Source organism: Hymenobacter terrestris (genome assembly GCF_013377905.1).
Classification (GTDB): domain Bacteria; phylum Bacteroidota; class Bacteroidia; order Cytophagales; family Hymenobacteraceae; genus Hymenobacter; species Hymenobacter terrestris.
This window is the reverse complement of sequence record NZ_JABKAV010000011.1, coordinates 65,959-84,768: the sequence shown is the minus strand read 5'-3', so window position 1 is coordinate 84,768 and position 18,810 is coordinate 65,959. Positions and strand designations below refer to the sequence as shown.

Below are 18,810 nucleotides of genomic sequence, written 5' to 3'. Positions count from 1 at the left end.
TGGGCTTACTTACGCAGACCCAGTTCCTTAATAATCGCGCGGTAGCGGTTGATGTCACGCTGCATGAGGTAATCCAACATGCTGCGACGCTTACCTACTAGTTTGAGAAGACCCAAACGGGTCGAGAAGTCCTTCTTGTTCACCTTCAGGTGCTCGGTCAGGTCAAGAATGCGCTGGGTGAAGAGGGCAATCTGCGACTCGGCCGAACCGGTGTCTTTGGAGGTTTTCTGGAGGCTGTTTTTCTCGAAAATAGCCTGTTTTGCTTCGGTAGTCAGAATCATCGGCAGATAGGTTGCCCCGTCTTAGATTAAAAAAAGAAAAGAAAATCCACCCCGCACCTCGGGGTGGTTGCAAAGGTAGCTATTTAATATGGGTTGAATGTGGGTAATGGAGGAGCAATGTAAAAATCCGGTCGCGGGCGCCGGACTCATCCGTACACCTCGCTGGCCTTACTACCTCACACCGCCTTTTTGTAGCCGCGCAAAGGCCAGCGCAGCCAGCGGGGCACCAGCCGGCCCCAGTTCACATCGAGCAGCCCCGAATCGTGGCGGGCCTGGTAGAGGAAGAACAGACCTATAGGCAGCAGAATGGCCCCCGACATCCACATACCGATGGCAACTGGCATCACCTGCTCGCGCCCATACTTCTCGCCCATAATCGAGAACACGTAGTAGATGATAAAAAACACAATCGACACGAGAATGGGCACGCCCAATCCGCCTTTCTTGATAATGGCTCCCAGCGGCGCCCCAATCAGAAACATGAGCAGAATGGCGGCCGACTGGGTGTACTTGCGGAAGACTTCGATACGGTAGTTGGCCGCCTCCTTGGTCAGGTTGGTCAGGCGCTCCTCGGTGGTAGTCAGAGACGACTGCACGTTGCGGGCACGGTTGACAGCTTGCTGGGCGGTGGCTTTGGTAGGGGGTGGCAATCGGCTTGGAGGCACGGCCCAGGCTGCCACGCGCTGGTCGGTAGCCTGGCCCAGCGTATCAAGGCGCAAGTAGCTGTAGTAAGGGGTCAGCTGCCGCACTACCTGCCGGCGCTCCTGGTTCACCCGGGTCTGGAGCGAGTCGGTGTAGTGCCCAAGCTGATCCAGGTTGAGCATCATCTTGTTGGTATTGAAGAGCTCTTTCTGGGTACGGTCAAGGCCGAACGACTTAAGTGAGAACGTAATCAGGTTGCGGTCGAAGTTCTGGCGGATGAAGCTGGCACCAGCCGTACTCTGGGTGTTGGGCTGCTCGGTATAGGAGCGCCCCCGAAATAGCTCCAGCCCCAGATACTGCCCTCCAAACCGGGTAAACATCCGGCCCGAGTCGGCCAGGATTACGGTGCTACCACCGCGCCCGCCGGTATGGTCGTAAATCATCACGCCCATCAGCACGTCACCGTTCTTGCCCTGCTTTTCATCCACTTTAATCGTGAAACCGGGAATACCATTGTAAAACACGCCCTCGCGAATATCAAGGGCCAGCTTCTGCTGCCGCACATCCCAGAGCAAGCTAAAAGCCTCCAAGTTGGCTAATGGCACTATAGTATTGTTGAACCAGAACGCGCCCCCCGCCAGCAGCACGCTCACGACCAACACCGGCCGCAGAATGCGGGTAAGCGAAATGCCAGCCGTTTTAATGGCCGTCAGCTCATGGTGCTCGCCTAGCGTACCAAACGTCATCAGCGACGAGAGCAGCACGGCCAGCGGCAGCGAGATGGGCACAATCAGCACGCCGAAGTAGAACAGCAACTGCAAAATCACGCCCAGGCCCAGGTCCTTGCCCACCAGATCGTCCATGTATTTCATCATGAACTGCATCAGGAAGATGAACTGCACCACGGCGAAGGTGAGCAGAAAGGGCCCGGCGAAGGCCTGCAGGATTAGCTTATCGAGTTTTTTCATAGAAGCAACCGCCCGCCCTCAGTCCGGCGGACTAAAACACAACGGGGAGCAAACGCTAAACGAAGATACTGCTCGTTTCGCGTCTGCTCCCCTCCTGCCGGCCTGCGGCCCCGCCTAGCCGCCTACTTGTTCGCGCAATTTCTGCATCAGGCTGGCCCACATTTCTTCCAGTTCCTCGGTATCGGTTTCCTCCGAGTAGTCTACCACGCGTAGGTATACCTCTTGCGTCAGTTGCGACTCCTCAATCAAAAAGTCCAGGTAATTGGCGTCGGCCACCGTCTGGCGCCGCTCATCCAAAAAGCAGAACCGCACCGAGCGGTTGGTACGGTGCGAACTCATCTCGGCGTAGTGCGGCTGATTGTCCCACACGAAGTTGAAATGCTGGGCACCTTCCATATGCACGCGCTGGCAAAACCACTGTTCCAATCCCGAAGCCGTCGCCAAATAGGGATACAGAATTTTTGGAGAGGCATTAATAGGATGTTCTACCGAAAAACGGTGTTTTTGACGAGTTGTAGAAAGGGACATAAGCAGTACAGCGTAAAGAATTTAGGACCGGAACGCCGCTTGGCTGCTCCTCCGGCAGCCAATATACGCGGGTTTTTTTTCCTGCCCCTCTTGCGTTGCGTCAAAACTTGTGCCTACCTTTGCACCACCAAAACAGGGCGGGATAGCTCAGTTGGTTAGAGCACAGGATTCATAACCCTGAGGTCACGAGTTCAACTCTCGTTCCCGCTACATATCAAAACCGCGTCGGTAGTACCCCGGCGCGGTTTTTTTACGTTTCGGCCTGTCCGTTCTGCCTCCCTGGCAAATGGGTTGTTTTGCTTTGCCAGAAACGTCACTAACCGACGATTTTTCAACATTCGTCTAAATAACTAGGAGGTTGAGCGAGAAATACGCTCCTTTGAGTCTATGCGGCAGCAATTCCAAACAAGCACTGGCACCACGTTTCTTCTCACTGAATTCGACCAGCAGAATAACTGGATTTATAACGACTGGCGGGGCCTGCTAACGCTGGAATCCATCCAGGAAGGCTCCGGGGGAATTCTGCAGATCATGCAGCGCACCCGTTGCCCCTATATCCTAACTGATAACCGCCTATTGCTGGGCTCGTGGAAGCACGCCAACGACTGGCTGGAGCAGATCTGGATACCGCAGGCGCTGGCCGCTGGCATGACATACTACGCCCATGTTAAGGCGCCTGGTGTATTCGGACAGGCCGCCGTGGAGGACATGCACCTGCGTGTAGGCTCACACTTGCACCTGCAGTTATTTGAGCAGATGGAGGAAGCCGTTGCCTGGTTGCGCGAAATGCAGGAAATAGAGCGCGGAGTATAAGCAAACCTCTCCCCTAGCCAGTAGGGCTAGCTCTTTCAATAAGCAGTTCTTATCAGAAGAAGAACAAAAAAGCGGCTGCTCCTTTCGGGGCAGCCGCTTTTTGTAGTTATAACCGTTTGTGGTTACTTCATTTTCTCCACGATGCCTTTGAAAGCCTCGGGGTGGTTAAGGGCGAGGTCGGCCAGAACCTTACGGTTGAGTTCGATACCAGCCTTCTTGAGGCCACCCATGAACTGGGAGTACGACAGACCATGCTCGCGGGCACCGGCGTTGATACGCTGGATCCAGAGGGCACGAAATTCGCGCTTCTTTACTTTCCGGTCGCGGTAAGCATAGAGAAGACCTTTCTCGACAGCGTTTTTGGCAACGGTCCATACGTTTTTGCGACGGCCATAATAGCCTTTCGCCAAACGCATGATTTTTTTCCGACGGTGGCGTGAGGCCGCGTGGTTTACACTTCTTGGCATAACCTGGGTTGTTTTTGGCGGTCGGCGGCGGACTTACTGCCGCAGCTTGGGTTCCTACCGAACGCCTGGTGTAAGTTTTGATGGATAATCAGCAATCAGCAAGTAAGAAGCACAAGTATTGACTATTCAGCCAGCTAATCCTTCTTAATCAGCCATTTCTAATTACATGTTAAGCATGTCCTTTACGCGGTTCATGTCGGCCGAGCTAACCAGCGTGATGTGCGTAAGGTTACGCTTCTGCTTGGTGGTTTTCTTGGTCAAGATGTGGCTCTTGTAGGCGTGCTTACGCTTGATTTTGCCCGTGCCGGTCAGCGTAAAACGCTTCTTGGCGCCGGACTTGGTCTTCATCTTCGGCATTGTGGTGGTAGAAAAAGGTGAAACATGCGGTGGTCGGCTGCCTAGGGCCGGTGCACCAGCGAAAAACGGAGCATAGCTCCGGATAAAAGCGTTACTCGGCGCCTTGATCAGCAGCGCTGATTTCAGCCGTGGCTGTTTTAGGCGCTTCTACTGCTGCGGTTTCAGGAGCCGGAGCGGCGGCAGCAGGTTTGGCGACTTTATCGGTTGGCTTGGCCTTGTCAGTCTCCTTGGGAACAACCTTTTTAGGGGGAGCTATAACTTTGGGAGCCAGATACAGGAACATGCGCTTGCCTTCGAGCTTAGGCAACTGCTCTACCTTGGCCAGATCCTCAAGGGCTTGGGCAAACTTGAGCAGCAGGATTTCGCCCCGCTCCTTGAAGACAATGCTTCGGCCCACAAAGTGAACGTACGCCTTGATTTTCGCACCTTCCTTCAGGAATTCCTGGGCGTGCTTGAGCTTAAAAGCAAAGTCGTGGTCGTCGGTGTTGGGTCCGAAACGGATTTCCTTGATGACAACCTTGGTTTGCTTGGCCTTCAGCTCACGGGTTTTCTTCTTCTGCTCGTACTTGAATTTCGAGTAGTCGATAACCCGGCACACCGGAGGCGAGGCAGTGGGCGAAATTTCAACTAAGTCCAAGTTTTGGTCCTGCGCCATGCGCCGGGCCTGATCCGTGGGATAGATGCCTTGCTCCACGTTGTCGCCAACGAGGCGCACTTCACGGGCCGTAATCTTATGATTGATTTTGAACGGCTCCTCGACCTGGGCACGAGGGATATAGCGGCGGTTAGGGGTAGCTATGGCGGTTTCTCCTTAAGGTGAAAGTCGATTTTGACTAGAACTACAACCACATCGACCGGGGCCAATGAGTTCAGCTAGTGGGCAAATATCCGGCATTTTTTCCAAATCCTCACTAAAACCTATATAAAAAAAGGCCCCAACGAGCAGAAAAAGCCAATTTTATTAGGGCTCAGCCAACGGCCGAGCCCCGATGATGCTGCTACTCGGCCGCTCCGTCCATCATGGCGGCTACCTGGCTTTCGAAGCTCTTGATGAACGAGTCGATGGGCATAGAGCCTACATCGCCCTCGCCATGCTTGCGCACCGACACAATGCCGTTTTCCTGCTCTTTTTCGCCCACAATCAGCATGTAAGGCACTTTCGACACCTCGGCGTCGCGGATTTTACGGCCGATTTTCTCGTCCCGGTGGTCGACGGTACCGCGCAACTCGGCGGCCATCAGGCGGTCGTACACCTGCTGGGCATAATCGTGGTACTTCTCCGAAATGGGTAGCACGGCGAACTGCTCGGGTGAAAGCCAGAGCGGGAAGTTGCCGGCGCAGTGCTCGATGAGTACGGCCACGAAGCGCTCCAGCGAGCCGAATGGGGCGCGGTGAATCATCACGGGGCGCTGACGCGAGTTGTCGGAGGCCACATACTCGAGGTCGAAGCGCTCGGGCAGGTTGTAGTCGACCTGCACCGTGCCCAATTGCCACTTGCGGCCCAGCGCATCGCGCACCATGAAGTCGAGCTTAGGACCATAGAAAGCGGCCTCGCCCAACTCCGTCACGGTCGTCAAACCCTTCTCGGCGGCCGACTCGATGATGGCCTGCTCGGCCTTGTCCCAGTTCTCATCAGAGCCGATGTACTTGGCCTTGTTCTCGGGGTCGCGCAGCGAAATCTGAGCGGTAAAATCATCGAATCCTAGTGCCCGGAAAACGTAGAGTACCAGATCAATAACCTTAGTAAACTCTTCCTTTACTTGATCGGGGCGACAGAAGATGTGGGCATCGTCTTGGGTGAAGCCGCGTACCCGCGTCAGGCCGTGCAGCTCACCGCTTTGCTCGTAACGGTACACCGTGCCGAACTCAGCCAGGCGCACCGGCAGGTCACGGTAGCTGCGGGGCTTGGTCTTGTAGATTTCGCAGTGATGGGGACAGTTCATGGGCTTGAGGAAAAACTCCTCGCCCGGGTTCGGCGTCTTGATGGGCTGGAACGAATCGGCTCCGTATTTCTCGTAGTGGCCGCTGGTTACGTACAACTCCTTGGAGCCGATATGGGGCGTAACCACGGGCTGATAGCCGGCCTTGATCTGGGCGCGGCGCAGGAACTGCTCCAGCTTTTCGCGTAGCATGGTGCCCTTGGGCAGCCACAAGGGCAGCCCCGCTCCTACTTTATCCGAGAAAGCAAATAACTCCAACTCCTTGCCCAGCTTGCGGTGGTCGCGGCGCTTGGCTTCTTCCAGCTTTTCGAGGTACTCGGTCAGCTCCTTGGCCTTGGGGAAGGTGATGCCGTAGATGCGCGTGAGCTGCTTGTTCTTCTCATCGCCGCGCCAGTATGCGCCGGCAATGTTGAGCAGCTTTACCGCCTTGATGTTGGCGGTGTCGGGCAGGTGCGGGCCGCGGCAGAGGTCCACGAAGTTGCCCTGCTGATAGAACGTGATGGTGCCGTCGTCGAGGCGCTCCAGCAGGTCCAGCTTGTAAGGGTCGGCCTTCTCGGTGAAATAAGCAATGGCATCGGCCTTGCTCACTGCGCGTCGCTCAAACTTGCTTTTCTGGCGGGCCAGCTCCAGCATCTTCTTCTCGATTTCCGGGAAGTCCTCGCTCGAAATCATGCGGCCTTCGCCCAGGTCGATGTCGTAGTAAAAGCCGTTTTCGATGGCCGGACCAATACCCAGCTTCACGCCGGGGTACAGCGCTTCGAGGGCTTCGGCCAGTACGTGAGCAGAGGAGTGCCAGAAGGCCGTCTTGCCATCGGCGTCGTTCCAGGTCAGGATAGCCACTTGGGCGTCTTGCTCGATGGAGCGGTGCAGGTCGCGCACTTCACCATCAACGCGTACGCCTACGGCGTTGCGGGCCAGGCCTTCGCTGATAGCGGCAGCAACATCGTAGCCCGTGGCGCCATCTACAAACTGGCGCACCGAGCCATCGGGGAGGGTAATATTCAACATACAAAAAGGGGACGTAATGGCTATACAAACAGCCGTGAGGCGGCAAGTTAGGAAGTTTTGAGCGGAGCTGTTTTCACATCCGGCACCCAAAAACCGGGTCTGCCCGCGACATAAGGTACGCCACCCAGCTATGCGCAAACCTGAAATCACCCCAACTCCCTATAGCCTCGGTTTATAGAAGTCGAGCGGCTCGATGGCCTCTACCGGGGCAGGGCGGGGCGTTTCGTCAACTATAACACCGCGGGCTCGGTTTCCCACTTTCCAGACTTTATAGGTCCAGCGGCGGTTGCCGGGATTTTCGGCTGCCAGCAAGCGGTACTGGTCGGCGGCTTCGGCCCAGAGGCTCTGGCTTTCGAAGCTTTCGGCCAGCATGGAACGGGCATCGGGCAGGCGCGGCGCGCGGCGCAGGGCCCGCTGCAGGTGGGATGCGGCCTGCGCGTAGCGGCGGGCCTTATAGGCCGCCAGTCCCAGTCGGTAGTCGGCCCGGTAGAAGGTGGAGTCGAGCTGCGCCACGCGGGCGTAGCTGCGCAGGGCTTGCTCGGACTGGTTTTGCAGCTCAAACTGGCGACCGTAGTCGTACCAAAGCGGGGCATAAGTTGAATCCAGCTTCAGGCCGCGGGCGGCATAAACAGCTGCCTGGTCGGGCTGCCGGTAAGCGTTGGACAGGAAGGCTAGTTGGTGCAGGATTTCGGGTTCGCGGGGCGCGCGGGCTACGCTGGCACGCAAGTAATCGAGGGCCTGCACAGTATCGTTCAGTCCCACAAACGCCAAGCCTTTATAGAACAGGGCCGCGGCTAAGTCGGGCTCCTGCTGCAGGGCGCGGTCGAGCTGGTCTAGGGCGTCCTGGTAGCGGCGTGAGGCCAAGTGCATCTCCCCTACCAGCAGGTTAAGCTCGGGCGAGGCGAAACCGCGACGGGCGGCTTGGTCGGTGGCATCGAGGGCCGCCTTAATGAAGCCCTGAGCACGTAGGGCGCGGGCTTTAGTGAAGTAGAACTGGCCCGGCGCGTCATCAAGGGCAAGCGCCTGGTTGATGTCGCTCAGGGCGGCATCGGTCTGGCCGGCATCGAGGCGAAAAGCGGCGCGGCGGGCGTACAACGAGGCGTTGCGGGGCTGGCGGACAATGGCACCGTCGAGCTCCTCGGCCTGCACGCGGGGGCCGCTGGCTACCGTGCCCAGGTCAATCATGGTATCGGGCCGGGCCGCCGGAGTTGGCTCGGCGCAGCTGGTCAGCAGGGCGGCTATAGTCAGCCCGGCAATTCCCCGAAATTGAAAAAACCGCACAGTCAGCAAAAAGGTAAGGTGAGCCGGTAAAGATACGTGGTGCTGCTTAGAGCGTCAGGCGGAAACGGCCCTGCTGCCGGCGTTGGCGACGATTGAGCTGATCGAGCAGTTTCTGGCAGCTGCGGCTGATAACCAATTCTTCGGCCGTAACGGGCGTCAGCTGCACAGCGGCCTGCAGTACGGCCCGGGCGCGGCCATCCTGGCTGCGGTTGAGGTGCACCCGGGCCAGATCGTAGGCGACTTCGATGCGCTGGGAATCCAGCTGGTAAGAGCGGCGAAGCGCCTCAATGGCCAGCAGCGTACTGCCCCCCTCCGGCATGCCCCCCATAAACAGCCGGCTGTAAATACGCTCGGGCAGGCTGTAGTGGTCGACGCGGTAGTGCCAGCGGCCCAACAGCTGCCAGGCCGCGGCCCAGTTGGGGCGCAATTCGGTAGCCTGGTACACGTGGGGGCGCATTTCGCGGTAGGCCAGCAGGCGGCTGCGCAATGGCTGAAGGGGCGCTTGAGCAGCCAGTACGCGGGCGGCGGCGTAGTGGCCTTCCGCCCCTTCGGGGCACACCACCAGGGCCCGGTTGGCGTAGAGGCGGGCAGCGGCGTAGTAGGCAAACCGGCGGCTCTCGTCGGTGTAGCGGTTGCCAATGCGCACACTCAAAACGGCGGCCTGCCAGAGTGCCTCGTATGTGGCCGGAGCCTGCGCCAGTACCTGTTCGTAGCGGCTCAGCGCCTCCGACTCGCGGTAGGACTTGAGCAGTTCCCCGGCTTCGGCCAGCCCAACCTGCATGGCAGGATTGGCGGATGGTGCCCCGCAGGGAGGTGCCAGCACAGCCGTAACGGCCTTCTTTTCGGCAGAGGCACGTTTTGGGCGGAGCTGGGCCTGAGCCGCCGGGCACGCCAGCAGCCCGGCTCCACTCACGAGCAGACTCAGCAACGCACAACGAACCAATAGCAGACGAAAAACCAGCATAAACAACCAACAGCCCGGCGTTCAGAATTTGCCAGCTAACGCAAAATTGCGCAATACTGCTTACATACCCGAGGGGCTGAAATCCGAGAGGGGAAACAGCAACCTGTTACGGTGCTGCTTCCCCTCTCGGATTTCTAAACCTAACCTGCCCTAGAAAAACTTCAGCTGCGACTTGGGCGTCTTAAGCAGAGCCTTGGCCTGGGCCACCTCATCGGCCGAGATATTGAACTCGTCGGTGCGGTCGGGCAGTGGCTCGTGGGGCGCGTTGGGGTCGGCAGCGGTTTGTGGGGCCGCGGCCGGAGCGGCTTTCTTCTTGGCCGCTTTGCGCTCGGGCTCAGCACCTTCGTCGGTGAGCAGCGTGAGGGCGTGGAGCTTGTAGTAGTTGAGTTTGTTGCCGCGGGCCTTCCAGCCTTTCACGTCGATAAACTCGTGGAGCAGCAGCTTTTCGGTTTCGCGCTCGGCCTTCTTGTCGCGCTGCAGCTTTATTTCGGTAGCCGGCTCGGGGTGGGCGGTGGCCACCAGCAGCTTTGAGCCCTTGGCTTCGCTGATGAAGGTGAAGCGGTTGGCCAAGGTACTGGTTTCGATCTGGAAGCGCTTCACGAAGTGCATCTTGGTTTCGCCATCTAGGTACACCGCGCTCAGCACCGTTTTAGGATCGAACTTGCGCAGCAGCACTAGGTTGGTTACCACGAAGTCGATGGCCGGGTCGGGCGCGGTCAGCTCGTAGGTGCCATCCTTGTACACGGCCAGCACGGTGTCGTCGGTGTCGAAGGTGCCCAGGTAGCGACCGTGGCCGTTGGCGTTGAGGCGGCCCACCACGCTGTCGAAGAACATTTCGCGGCCGCCCAGCGTCGAGTCGCCCAACGATTTCTGGGTGATTTTCTTGATAGGTTGCTTGGTTACGATGTTGCCCATGGAGCCCTTGCCCTTGATGGCAAGGTCGGCAAAGTCGAAGTCGAACTGCTTAACCCGGGCTACCGCCTTATCGGCCAGCTGAATGGCCACAAGCTCCGATTCCGAGTTGGGGTTGGCCGTCAGGTAGAGCGTTTTGGTGCCCTTGGTGCCCTTGGTCAGGTCGTAGGTTTTGTCGCGGGTGATGCCCGAAACGAGGAAGCGCTTGGCAAAGCTGATGCCTGAAGTGCCGTCCTGGTACACCATGTTGTACACCAGCCGGTCGTCGTTCTTGTTGTACACGCCGGCGTGCAGAATGTCCTTACCCACAAAGGTTTTCTCGGCAATGCGCGTGACCATGAACGTACCGTCGCGGCGGATAGCAATGATGTCGTCGAGGTCGGAGCAGTCGGTGACGGCCACGGCCTTTTCGTCCTTCTTGAGGCCGTAGCCCACGAAACCGTCGGCGTAATTCACATAGAGTTTCTGGTTGGCCACGGCTACTTTCTGGGCCGTTACCACCGCGAAAGCGCGCAACTGAGTACGTCGCTCCCGGTTGGCACCGTATTTTTTCAGCAGGCCCTCGAAGTAGTTGATGGCGTAGCGCGTGAGGTTGAGCAGGTGGTCGGCTACCTCGGCCAGCTCGGCTTCGAGGCGGGCAATCAGCTCGTCAGCTTTGAAACCGTCGAACTTGCTGATGCGCTTGATGCGGATTTCGGTCAGGCGCGTGAGGTCGTCCTCGCTGATGGCGCGGGCTAGCATAATGCGGGTGTCGTTGGGCTTCTCCTTCTCGCCGGCCACCCGCGTGAATTTCTTCAGGCCAGCTTCAATAGTCAGCAGAATTTCCTCCCAGGTTTCGCACTCCTCTATTTTGCGGTAGATGCGGTTTTCGATGAAAATCTTTTCCAGCGAAGCCGAGTGCCACTTTTCGCCCAGCTCTTCCTGCCGTATTTCCAGCTCGCGCTCCAGCAGCCGCACCGTTTTCTGGGTGCTCAGCCGCAGCATGTCCTCCACGGCCACAAAGCGCGGCTTGTCCTCGATAATAACGCAGGTGTTGGGCGAGATGCTTATTTCGCAGTCGGTGAAGGCATAGAGCGCGTCCATCGTCAGGTCGGGGCTCACGCCGGTAGGCAGGTGCACCTGCACTTCCACTTCGGCGGCCGTGTTATCGACTACCTTCTTGATCTTGATTTTATTCGCCTCCGAGGCCTTCACGATGCTTTCCATCAGCGCCGTGGTGGTGGTGCCATACGGAATGTCGCGAATGACGAGCATGGTTTTGTCGGCCTTCTCGATGGTGGCCCGCAGCCGGATTTTGCCGCCCCGCTGCCCGTTCTGGTAGTTGCTCACGTCGGCCAAACCGCCGGTCGAGAAGTCGGGGAACAGCTGGAATTCCTTGCCCTTAAGTACTGCCACACTGGCCTGGCACAACTCCCGGAAGTTGTGGGGCATAATCTTGGTGCTCAACCCCACGGCAATGCCTTCCACGCCTTGCGCCAGCAGCAGCGGGAATTTCACGGGCAGCGTGGTGGGCTCGCGCTTGCGGCCGTCGTAGCTCATTTGCCACTCCGTAATGTCGGGGTTGAACACCACTTCGAGGGCGAACTTGCTCAAGCGGGCCTCGATGTAGCGGGGCGCGGCGGCCGAGTCGCCGGTGCGGATGTCGCCCCAGTTGCCCTGCGTTTCAATCAGCAGATCCTTCTGGCCCAGGTTCACCATGGCGTCGCCGATGCTGGCGTCGCCGTGGGGGTGGTACTGCATGGTCTGGCCGATGACGTTGGCCACCTTGTTGAAGCGGCCGTCGTCCATCTCCTTCATAGCGTGCATAATGCGGCGCTGCACCGGCTTGAGGCCGTCCTCAATAGCCGGCACGGCCCGCTCCAGAATCACGTACGAAGCGTAGTCCAGAAACCAGTTCTGGTACATGCCGCGCACCGTGGCCACGTCATGAATAGTTTCGCCGGGCGCAAACTTGGCCTCCTCCTCTTCTTCCGCCGACAGCTCGTCTTCGGGAATGGCTTCGGCCTCGATGATGGCCTCCACATCGGCGCCGGATTCAGCCAGGATTTCCTCGGTTTCAGCGCCGCCTAATTCCACCGATTCGCCGGCTGCGTACAGCTGCTCATCAGCATCAGATTCGGAGTTCATTGGAGCGGCGTGGGGGTTCGTTTCTTCGGACATACGGGGTGTGGCTCCGGGCCACGCTTATTTGTTCTTGTACCACTCTTCGCGTTCGGCCGAGCCGAGTGCGAAGGATTCTTACTTGTCCGGCTCCAAGCCGGGTGGCAGTTAAGCCAAATCCTCTTCCGGAACCTCTGCTACGGGCAGCACGTCGGAGGTAATCAGGTCCTTTTCGAGGCGCAGGTTGTCGATGATGAATTCCTGACGGGCGGGCGTATTCTTACCCATGTAATAGGTCAAAATCTGCTGCACCGAGCGCTCAGCCTGCAGAATTACGGGCTCCAGCTTGATGTTTTCGCCGATGAATTTGCCGAACTCGTCGGGGCTGATTTCACCCAGGCCCTTGAAGCGCGTGACTTCGGGGTTGCGGCCGAGCTGGCGCATGGCGGCCTGCTTCTCGCCTTCGTTGTAGCAGTAGATGGTCGTTTTCTTGTTGCGCACCCGAAACAGCGGCGTTTCGAGAATGTAGACGTGGCCGTTGCGCACCAGGTCCGGGAAGAACTGCAGGAAGAAGGTGAGCAGCAGCAGCCGGATGTGCATACCGTCCACGTCGGCGTCGGTGGCAATAACCACGCGGTTGTAGCGCAGGTTTTCGATGCCTTCCTCGATGTTGAGCGCGTGCTGGAGCAGGTTCAGCTCCTCGTTCTCGTACACGATTTTCTTCTTCAGCCCGAAGCAGTTGAGCGGCTTACCGCGCAGACTGAATACGGCCTCGGTCTGCACATTGCGGCTTTTAGTAATAGAGCCCGAAGCCGAGTCGCCCTCGGTGATGAACAGCGTCGTTTGGGCCTCCTCTTCGTGCTTGCCGTCGCCGAGGTGGAAGCGGCAGTCGCGGAGCTTACGGTTGTGCAGGTTGGCTTTTTTGGCCCGCTGATTGGCCAGCTTCTTCACCCCGGCCATGTCCTTACGCTCCCGCTCGCTCTGTTCGATGCGCTTTTTAAGCGCCTCTGCAATAGCGGGGTTTTTGTGCAGGTAGTTGTCGAGGTGCTCCTTGATGAAATCGAGGATAAAACCGCGCACCGTAGGGCCATCGGGGCCCATGTTCAGCGAACCAAGCTTGGTTTTGGTCTGGCTTTCGAACACCGGCTCCTGCACCCGAATCGAAACCGCCCCAATCACCGAGGCCCGCACATCGGAGGCGTCGTAGTCCTTCTTGTAGAACTCGCGCACCGTTTTCACAATGGCCTCGCGGAAGGCCGCCAGGTGGGTGCCGCCCTGGGTGGTGTACTGGCCATTCACGAAGCTGTAGTATTCTTCGCCGTAGTCGTTGCCGTGGGTCAGGGCCAGCTCCATGTCCTCCCCTTTCAGGTGGATGATGGGATAGCGCAGGGTTTCGGGGTCGGCCTTGCGGGAGAGCAGGTCGAGCAGGCCGTGCTCGGAGTAGTACTTCTGGCCGTTGAAGTGGATGGTGAGGCCGGCGTTGAGGTAAACGTAATTCCAGATCTGGTTTTCGAGGTACTCGGGGTAGAACTTGTAGTTCTTGAAAATCGACTCGTCGGGCTCGAAAACCATCAGCGTACCGTTACGCTGGCTGGTTTTTTGGGGCTTGGGGTCCGAGGTGAGCATGCCCTGCGAGAACTCGGCCGACTTCATCAGCCCGTCGCGCACGCTCTGCACCAGAAAGTAATTGCTGAGCGCATTAACCGCTTTGGTACCGACCCCGTTTAAGCCCACAGACTTCTGGAATACCTTGCTGTCGTACTTGCCGCCCGTGTTGATCTTGCTCACCACGTCCACGACTTTGCCCAGCGGAATACCCCGGCCATAGTCGCGTACCTGTACTTTATCTTCGGAAATCTTGATTTCAATGGTCCGGCCGTGGCCCATCACGTGCTCATCGATGGAGTTATCGATAACTTCCTTCACCAACACATAAATGCCATCGTCGTAGGCCGAGCCGTCGCCGAGCTTGCCGATGTACATGCCCGGCCGCAGCCGGATATGCTCGCGCCAGTCGAGTGAGCGGATGCTGTCTTCGGTGTAGCCGTGGGTGGCTACGGAAATCTGTTCTTCAGCCATGCCGAGGGGTTGCCATTCAAAAGTTGAGGTAAAATAACGCAGAAAACCGACCTTTTCCGCGTTTCATTTCGCTAGTAAAGTTAGTAAACACCGGGCAATTCTCCCAACCGATGCCCTAACAAGGCGTATCACACCCAAAAAGCCCTTCCTTCCGGGCCCGTACATCGCCCCTCTCTCCCAATAATATTAGCAAAATGAACTCTCCTCTTAGTCCGCACCGCCTGCCTACTACCACGCCCCAGCCCCCGCCCACTGTGCGGCAGGTGTCGAGCGTGAAGTTTGCCTTCTTTATGCTATCGTCCGTGCTGCTGGTTTACACCCTCCACAAGCTCGACGACATTTTGTTGCCGCTGCTGTTTGGGGTCCTGTTTACGCTGCTGCTGCTGCCCATCTGCCAGTGGCTCGAAAACCACCGGGTGCCGCGAATTCTAGCCATTATCGTGTGTTTGCTGCTAGTAATGGGGCTTTTTGCAGGCATTATTCTAGCCTTCGGAACCCAGTTGGCCCAGTTTCAGGATGAGCTGCCCAAACTGCAAGTGAAGATGATGGAATTCTTCCGCGACGGTCAGCAGTGGGCCCAGCAGAAGTTTGGCTATAAGCCCATGAGCGTCGACGATTTGAAAGAAACGACGATGAAAGCGCTTAAGAAGTCGGGTGGTACTTACCTGGGTACTACGCTGAACACCACTACCGCCGTGCTTAGCAACCTGGCGCAGGTGCTCATTTACATCTTCTGTCTGCTGCTTTACCGCGACCATCTGCGCCAGTTCATGTTTCGGTTTGTCGACCCCGACAAGCGTACCAGTGTGCTGCATACCGTCGATGACATCCAAACGGTGGTGCAGGCTTACATTTCGGGCCTGTTCAAGGTGATTGTTATTGTGTCGATTCTCAACGGCATCGGCTTGCTGGTGCTGGGCGTGAAGTTTGCCATCTTCTTTGCCATTTTCGCCTCGGTGCTGGCCGTTATTCCCTACATCGGCATCCTGATTGGCGCCACGCTTCCGGCCATTGTTACGCTGGTTGAAACCGGCTCGCCTTTGCAGGCCGCGCTGGTGGTGGGCGTGTTCGTGTTTGTGCAGTTTCTGGAAGGCAACTTTATTACCCCCATGATTACCGGCTCGCAGGTCAGCATCAATCCGCTGGCTGCCATTCTGGCCCTTATTCTGGGCAACGAGTTGTGGGGTACGCCCGGCATGATTCTGAGCATTCCGCTGATGGCCGTAATAAAGGTGGTGCTCGACGCCAACAAGTCAACCGAGCCCTGGGGCTTTTTGCTAGGCGATACGGCCGATGGCGATGACTCACTCAAGACCGAATCGGCCGAGCCGGGCGGGCTCAAGCGGCTCTGGAACCAGATGCTGGGCCGCGGCACGGCATAGGCCGGCCCCTAATTTTATACGCAACCCGGCCGCCGCTCCTGGCAGTATAAGGACGCAGTTGCCGTCGCCATCTGGCTCGGCCTGTATCTTTTACCTTAAACTCCATTCCATGGCTACTATCACTGGCGAAACCGCCCGCGCATACAACGACCTCGTAGAACTCAATAAAACGGCCGCCAAAGGCTACCAGGAAGCTGCCGAAGGCGTCAGCAGCCCCGATTTAAAAGCCAAGCTGAGCCAGTTCAGCCAGCAGCGCGCTAAGTTTGCTTCGGAACTGAGCCAGAACGCCCGGCAGTTCGGTATTAATCCGGCAGACGAAAGCACCGTTGAAGGGGCTCTCACTGACGCCGCCGCGGCCGTACACCGTGGCTGGATCAATATCAAATCGGCTATTACGGGCCAGGACGATTCGGCCATTTTGGGCGAGTGCGAAACCGGCGACGCTACGGCGCTCAGCGGCTACGAAACGGCGCTCAAATCGAACGAGCTGCCCGCAGAAGCCCGCAATGTTATTGAGCAGCAGCACAGCGAGATTTTGTCGACCAAAAACTGGATAACCGGCCAGAAAGGCCGCTAGGCTTATTGAGCTTTTAGCTGCTAGTTTTTTGAAAGAAGCCCACCATCCGGTGGGCTTCTTTTTTGGCTTTATACCAATCCTGTTGGGTTTGGTGACTTGTGCAACCATCCGGGCGGGTATCTTTGTTACCAATCTGCTTAGCCAACCAGGACCGGCTATGTATCACCACCCGAAAGCTATCAGCTAATAGTTTTCAGCTAACAGCTCAGAAATACTTGTACGCCATCATCGACCTTGAGACCACCGGGGGCCAGCCGGCGCAGGACCGCATCACCGAAATTGCCATTTACATTCACGATGGCGAGAAAGTGATTGACGAGTTCAGCTCCCTCATCAACCCCGGCCGGGCCATTCCGTTCTTCATCACCCAGCTCACCGGCATCACCGACGATATGGTGCGTGAGGCCCCGCGCTTCCACGAAGTGGCCCGCAAGGTGGTGGAAATGACCGAGGGTTGCGTATTTGTGGCTCACAACGTGCGCTTCGACTACTCGTTTCTGAAGAAGGAATTTGGTGACCTGGGCTACACTTACTCGCGGAAAACCCTTTGCACGGTGCGCCTGAGCCGCTCGCTTATGCCGGGTCAGCCGAGTTACAGCTTGGGCAAGCTCTGCCAGAACATTGGTATTCCGCTGAATGGCCGCCACCGCGCCGCCGGCGACGCGGCAGCCACGGCCATTTTGTTCGGGCGGCTGCTCGACATCAGCCAGGAGCAGGAAACGCCCGCTACTGCCCGGGGCCTGAGCCCGGCCGATGCGCTGGCCGTGGTGGATGCCAATGCTCCCTCGGGCCGCAAGCCGGCCGCGGCCGTTACGGCTATTGCTACCAAGGCGCCCTCGCCCCGCAAGATGAAGGCCGTGCAGGAGGCCATTAAAACGGCGCTGCTGCCGCCCAACATTACGCCCCAGCATGTGGCCGCGCTGCCCCACGAGGCGGGCGTGTACTACTTCCACAACGAGGCCGGCGAGGTGATTTATGTGGGTAAGAGCATTAATATTTACAAGCGTATTCAGCAGCATTTTGCCGTTGATTACAAATCGCGCAAGAGCATCGAGTTCAAGAACTCGATATCGGAAATCACCTGGGAGCTGACGGGTTCAGAGTTGGTGGCGCTGCTCTACGAGTCGCACGAAATCAAGCGTCTGAAGCCGCTGTACAACCGGCAGCAGCGCCGCTCGGTGTTTCCGGCGGGTATCTTTCTGCGCACCGACGACCAGGGCTACAAGCGCCTTTACTACGGTCGCGCCGACGACCACGCTGAGTCGCACCCCCTAATTGCGCTGGGCAACCAGTTCAAGGCGAAGGGCTTCCTGTTTCACAAAGTGGCCAAGTTCAACCTGTGCCAGAAGCTTTGCGACCTGTACAAAACGCCCGGCGCCTGCTTCGACTATCAGGTGCACCGCTGCCAGGGTGCCTGCTTGGGCCTAGAGCCGGCCGAGGAATACAACAAGCGCGTGGAAGCCGCGGTCGAGTCGTTTACCTACGAGCACGGCTCGTTTGTGGTGATTGGGGAAGGCCGGCGGCCCGATGAAAAGACCCTGGTGGTGGTAGAAAACGGCCGCTACCTGGGCTTTGGTTACATCGACGAAACCTTCTCGGCCCGGCGCTTCGAAGACTTCCGCGACGCCATCACGCGCTACAACGACAACAAAGACGTGCAGCAGATTATTCGCCAGTACCTGCGCACCAAGCATAAGGACAAGGTGAAGGTGTTCAACTAGTGGCCGGTATTTCGGTGTTGGCGCGGCCCAGGCGGTTACCCGATGTGCCGAAAGGTGCGCAAACAACGGCATGCCGGCACACCGCTTGGCTTGGAGCGGTTCCCAGTTTAGCAATAAATACGGCCAGTTTCCAGCATATAGCAGTGGGCCGGCAGGGAAGCTACGCCGACCGTTAGGAGCAATTATGCGCATCGCAACTGTGCCCGGTGGGTCCGCCGCCAAGTGGGCCGCTAGTTTGCCCAGTATGCGGGCCGTATCTTTGGCCTAGCGACTTGCTCCATTGTTTCATTTCTACATGCCTGCCAATACCTCTGCGCTTTCGATTACTTTTCGTTCCGACCTCGACCTGCTCATTGTACGCTGGCTTCGGGATGTAAAACAAAGCGAGTTGCAGGAGGGCTACGCCCAGGTTTTACAAGCGGCCATCCAGCACCAGGCCGCCTACTGGCTCGTTGATTCGCGCCGCCGCTTTAAGTCAAACCCCGAAATGGTGGACTGGCTGGCCCATGAGTATCTGCCCGATCTTAGCCCCGCCCTCGACAACCGCCCTATATACCTGGCCTGCCTGGTAGGCGCTACCTGGCAGCCGGGCAACGCCCCTGCTACGCCCTTAGCTGTGCTGGCGCAGTCTTCGTCTCTGGCTTCCAAAGACGAGTATAAGGTGCAGCTTTTCAGCGACGAGGGTGTTGCCAACACTTGGCTTCAGCAAATGGCAACCAAGTAATCGGGTCCTTGCTCTGCGCCGGCAAGCAGTCCGGAGCGAAACAACCCCAAGGCAGCGGCCCTATCT

Annotated in this window: 15 protein-coding genes, 1 tRNA gene and 1 pseudogene; 6 read left to right on the top strand and 11 right to left on the bottom strand. The window is 57.9% G+C overall.

Going from position 1 to position 18,810, the window contains the following annotated elements:
* Positions 1–5: 5 nt before the first annotated feature.
* The 3 genes from rpsO to HW556_RS06135 all read right to left on the bottom strand — a co-directional run bounded on the left by rpsO (position 6) and on the right by HW556_RS06135 (position 2,419).
* Complete coding sequence (rpsO, locus tag HW556_RS06145) at positions 6–281, bottom strand: 30S ribosomal protein S15 (RefSeq protein WP_116941622.1); 276 nt, start codon at positions 279–281, stop codon at positions 6–8.
* A 176-nt stretch (positions 282–457) separates the two neighbouring features.
* Positions 458–1,891: an LptF/LptG family permease gene (locus tag HW556_RS06140; protein ID WP_176898986.1), complete on the bottom strand. Its 1,434-nt coding sequence runs from the start codon at positions 1,889–1,891 to the stop codon at positions 458–460.
* A gap of 114 nt (positions 1,892–2,005) precedes the next feature.
* Entirely contained in the window at positions 2,006–2,419 is a 414-nt protein-coding gene (locus HW556_RS06135; RefSeq protein WP_176898984.1) for an START-like domain-containing protein, read from the bottom strand.
* A gap of 136 nt (positions 2,420–2,555) precedes the next feature.
* On the opposite strand from HW556_RS06135, the gene HW556_RS06130 reads away from it, so the two are divergent.
* Together HW556_RS06130 and HW556_RS06125 are read left to right on the top strand one after the other, a co-directional pair.
* Positions 2,556–2,629 (top strand) — tRNA-Met (locus tag HW556_RS06130).
* A gap of 177 nt (positions 2,630–2,806) precedes the next feature.
* Positions 2,807–3,232: a hypothetical protein gene (locus tag HW556_RS06125; RefSeq protein WP_176898982.1), complete on the top strand. Its 426-nt coding sequence runs from the start codon at positions 2,807–2,809 to the stop codon at positions 3,230–3,232.
* 122 nt (positions 3,233–3,354) lie between these two features.
* Here HW556_RS06125 and rplT read toward each other — a convergent pair whose 3' ends face one another.
* From rplT to HW556_RS06085, 8 genes and pseudogenes are all read right to left on the bottom strand, one after another.
* The gene (gene rplT, locus HW556_RS06120; RefSeq protein WP_092770401.1) at positions 3,355–3,699 is read right to left on the bottom strand and encodes a 50S ribosomal protein L20; all 345 of its coding nucleotides are present in this window, start codon (positions 3,697–3,699) and stop codon (positions 3,355–3,357) included.
* A gap of 162 nt (positions 3,700–3,861) precedes the next feature.
* Positions 3,862–4,056 carry a 50S ribosomal protein L35 gene (gene rpmI / locus HW556_RS06115; RefSeq protein ID WP_092737641.1) on the bottom strand — a complete coding sequence of 65 codons (195 nt, stop codon included), beginning with the start codon at positions 4,054–4,056 and terminating at the stop codon, positions 3,862–3,864.
* A 241-nt stretch (positions 4,057–4,297) separates the two neighbouring features.
* A pseudogene (gene infC, locus HW556_RS06110) lies at positions 4,298–4,855 on the bottom strand (translation initiation factor IF-3); the annotation flags it as partial.
* Positions 4,856–5,054: 199 nt separating this feature from the next.
* Positions 5,055–7,004, bottom strand: coding sequence for a threonine--tRNA ligase (gene thrS, locus HW556_RS06105; protein ID WP_176898980.1), 1,950 nt, complete (start codon positions 7,002–7,004; stop codon positions 5,055–5,057).
* A gap of 159 nt (positions 7,005–7,163) precedes the next feature.
* Entirely contained in the window at positions 7,164–8,285 is a 1,122-nt protein-coding gene (locus HW556_RS18910) for a tetratricopeptide repeat protein (protein WP_176898978.1), read from the bottom strand.
* 46 nt (positions 8,286–8,331) lie between these two features.
* A complete protein-coding gene (locus tag HW556_RS06095) occupies positions 8,332–9,249 on the bottom strand; it encodes a tetratricopeptide repeat protein (RefSeq protein WP_176898976.1) in 918 nt (305 codons plus the stop codon).
* Positions 9,250–9,399: 150 nt separating this feature from the next.
* Positions 9,400–12,321 carry a DNA gyrase/topoisomerase IV subunit A gene (locus tag HW556_RS06090; protein ID WP_246289538.1) on the bottom strand — a complete coding sequence of 974 codons (2,922 nt, stop codon included), beginning with the start codon at positions 12,319–12,321 and terminating at the stop codon, positions 9,400–9,402.
* Between the two features lie 108 nt (positions 12,322–12,429).
* Positions 12,430–14,340, bottom strand: a complete 1,911-nt coding sequence (locus HW556_RS06085) for a DNA topoisomerase IV subunit B (protein ID WP_176898974.1) — start codon at positions 14,338–14,340, stop codon at positions 12,430–12,432.
* Between the two features lie 194 nt (positions 14,341–14,534).
* Between HW556_RS06085 and HW556_RS06080 the strand changes: the two genes are divergently transcribed.
* The 4 genes from HW556_RS06080 to HW556_RS06065 all read left to right on the top strand — a co-directional run bounded on the left by HW556_RS06080 (position 14,535) and on the right by HW556_RS06065 (position 18,744).
* On the top strand, positions 14,535–15,722 hold the full coding sequence (locus HW556_RS06080; RefSeq protein ID WP_246289537.1) for an AI-2E family transporter: 1,188 nt from the start codon (positions 14,535–14,537) through the stop codon (positions 15,720–15,722).
* A 109-nt stretch (positions 15,723–15,831) separates the two neighbouring features.
* Entirely contained in the window at positions 15,832–16,299 is a 468-nt protein-coding gene (locus tag HW556_RS06075) for a ferritin-like domain-containing protein (RefSeq protein WP_176898971.1), read from the top strand.
* 215 nt (positions 16,300–16,514) lie between these two features.
* Positions 16,515–18,020: an exonuclease domain-containing protein gene (locus HW556_RS06070; RefSeq protein ID WP_176898969.1), complete on the top strand. Its 1,506-nt coding sequence runs from the start codon at positions 16,515–16,517 to the stop codon at positions 18,018–18,020.
* A gap of 295 nt (positions 18,021–18,315) precedes the next feature.
* Positions 18,316–18,744 carry a hypothetical protein gene (locus HW556_RS06065; protein WP_176898967.1) on the top strand — a complete coding sequence of 143 codons (429 nt, stop codon included), beginning with the start codon at positions 18,316–18,318 and terminating at the stop codon, positions 18,742–18,744.
* The last annotated feature ends 66 nt before the right edge of the window (positions 18,745–18,810 follow it).

Excerpts from the sequence above, each read along its gene's own strand:
- rpsO (WP_116941622.1), bottom strand. The coding sequence starts at position 281 with ATGATTCTGACTACCGAAGCAAAACAGGCTATTTTCGAGAAAAACAGC.
- HW556_RS06140 (WP_176898986.1), bottom strand. The coding sequence starts at position 1,891 with ATGAAAAAACTCGATAAGCTAATCCTGCAGGCCTTCGCCGGGCCCTTT.
- HW556_RS06135 (WP_176898984.1), bottom strand. The coding sequence starts at position 2,419 with ATGTCCCTTTCTACAACTCGTCAAAAACACCGTTTTTCGGTAGAACAT.
- HW556_RS06125 (WP_176898982.1), top strand. The coding sequence starts at position 2,807 with ATGCGGCAGCAATTCCAAACAAGCACTGGCACCACGTTTCTTCTCACT.
- rplT (WP_092770401.1), bottom strand. The coding sequence starts at position 3,699 with ATGCCAAGAAGTGTAAACCACGCGGCCTCACGCCACCGTCGGAAAAAA.
- rpmI (WP_092737641.1), bottom strand. The coding sequence starts at position 4,056 with ATGCCGAAGATGAAGACCAAGTCCGGCGCCAAGAAGCGTTTTACGCTG.
- thrS (WP_176898980.1), bottom strand. The coding sequence starts at position 7,004 with ATGTTGAATATTACCCTCCCCGATGGCTCGGTGCGCCAGTTTGTAGAT.
- HW556_RS06095 (WP_176898976.1), bottom strand. The coding sequence starts at position 9,249 with ATGCTGGTTTTTCGTCTGCTATTGGTTCGTTGTGCGTTGCTGAGTCTG.
- HW556_RS06090 (WP_246289538.1), bottom strand. The coding sequence starts at position 12,321 with ATGTCCGAAGAAACGAACCCCCACGCCGCTCCAATGAACTCCGAATCT.
- HW556_RS06085 (WP_176898974.1), bottom strand. The coding sequence starts at position 14,340 with ATGGCTGAAGAACAGATTTCCGTAGCCACCCACGGCTACACCGAAGAC.
- HW556_RS06080 (WP_246289537.1), top strand. The coding sequence starts at position 14,535 with ATGAACTCTCCTCTTAGTCCGCACCGCCTGCCTACTACCACGCCCCAG.
- HW556_RS06075 (WP_176898971.1), top strand. The coding sequence starts at position 15,832 with ATGGCTACTATCACTGGCGAAACCGCCCGCGCATACAACGACCTCGTA.
- HW556_RS06065 (WP_176898967.1), top strand. The coding sequence starts at position 18,316 with ATGCCTGCCAATACCTCTGCGCTTTCGATTACTTTTCGTTCCGACCTC.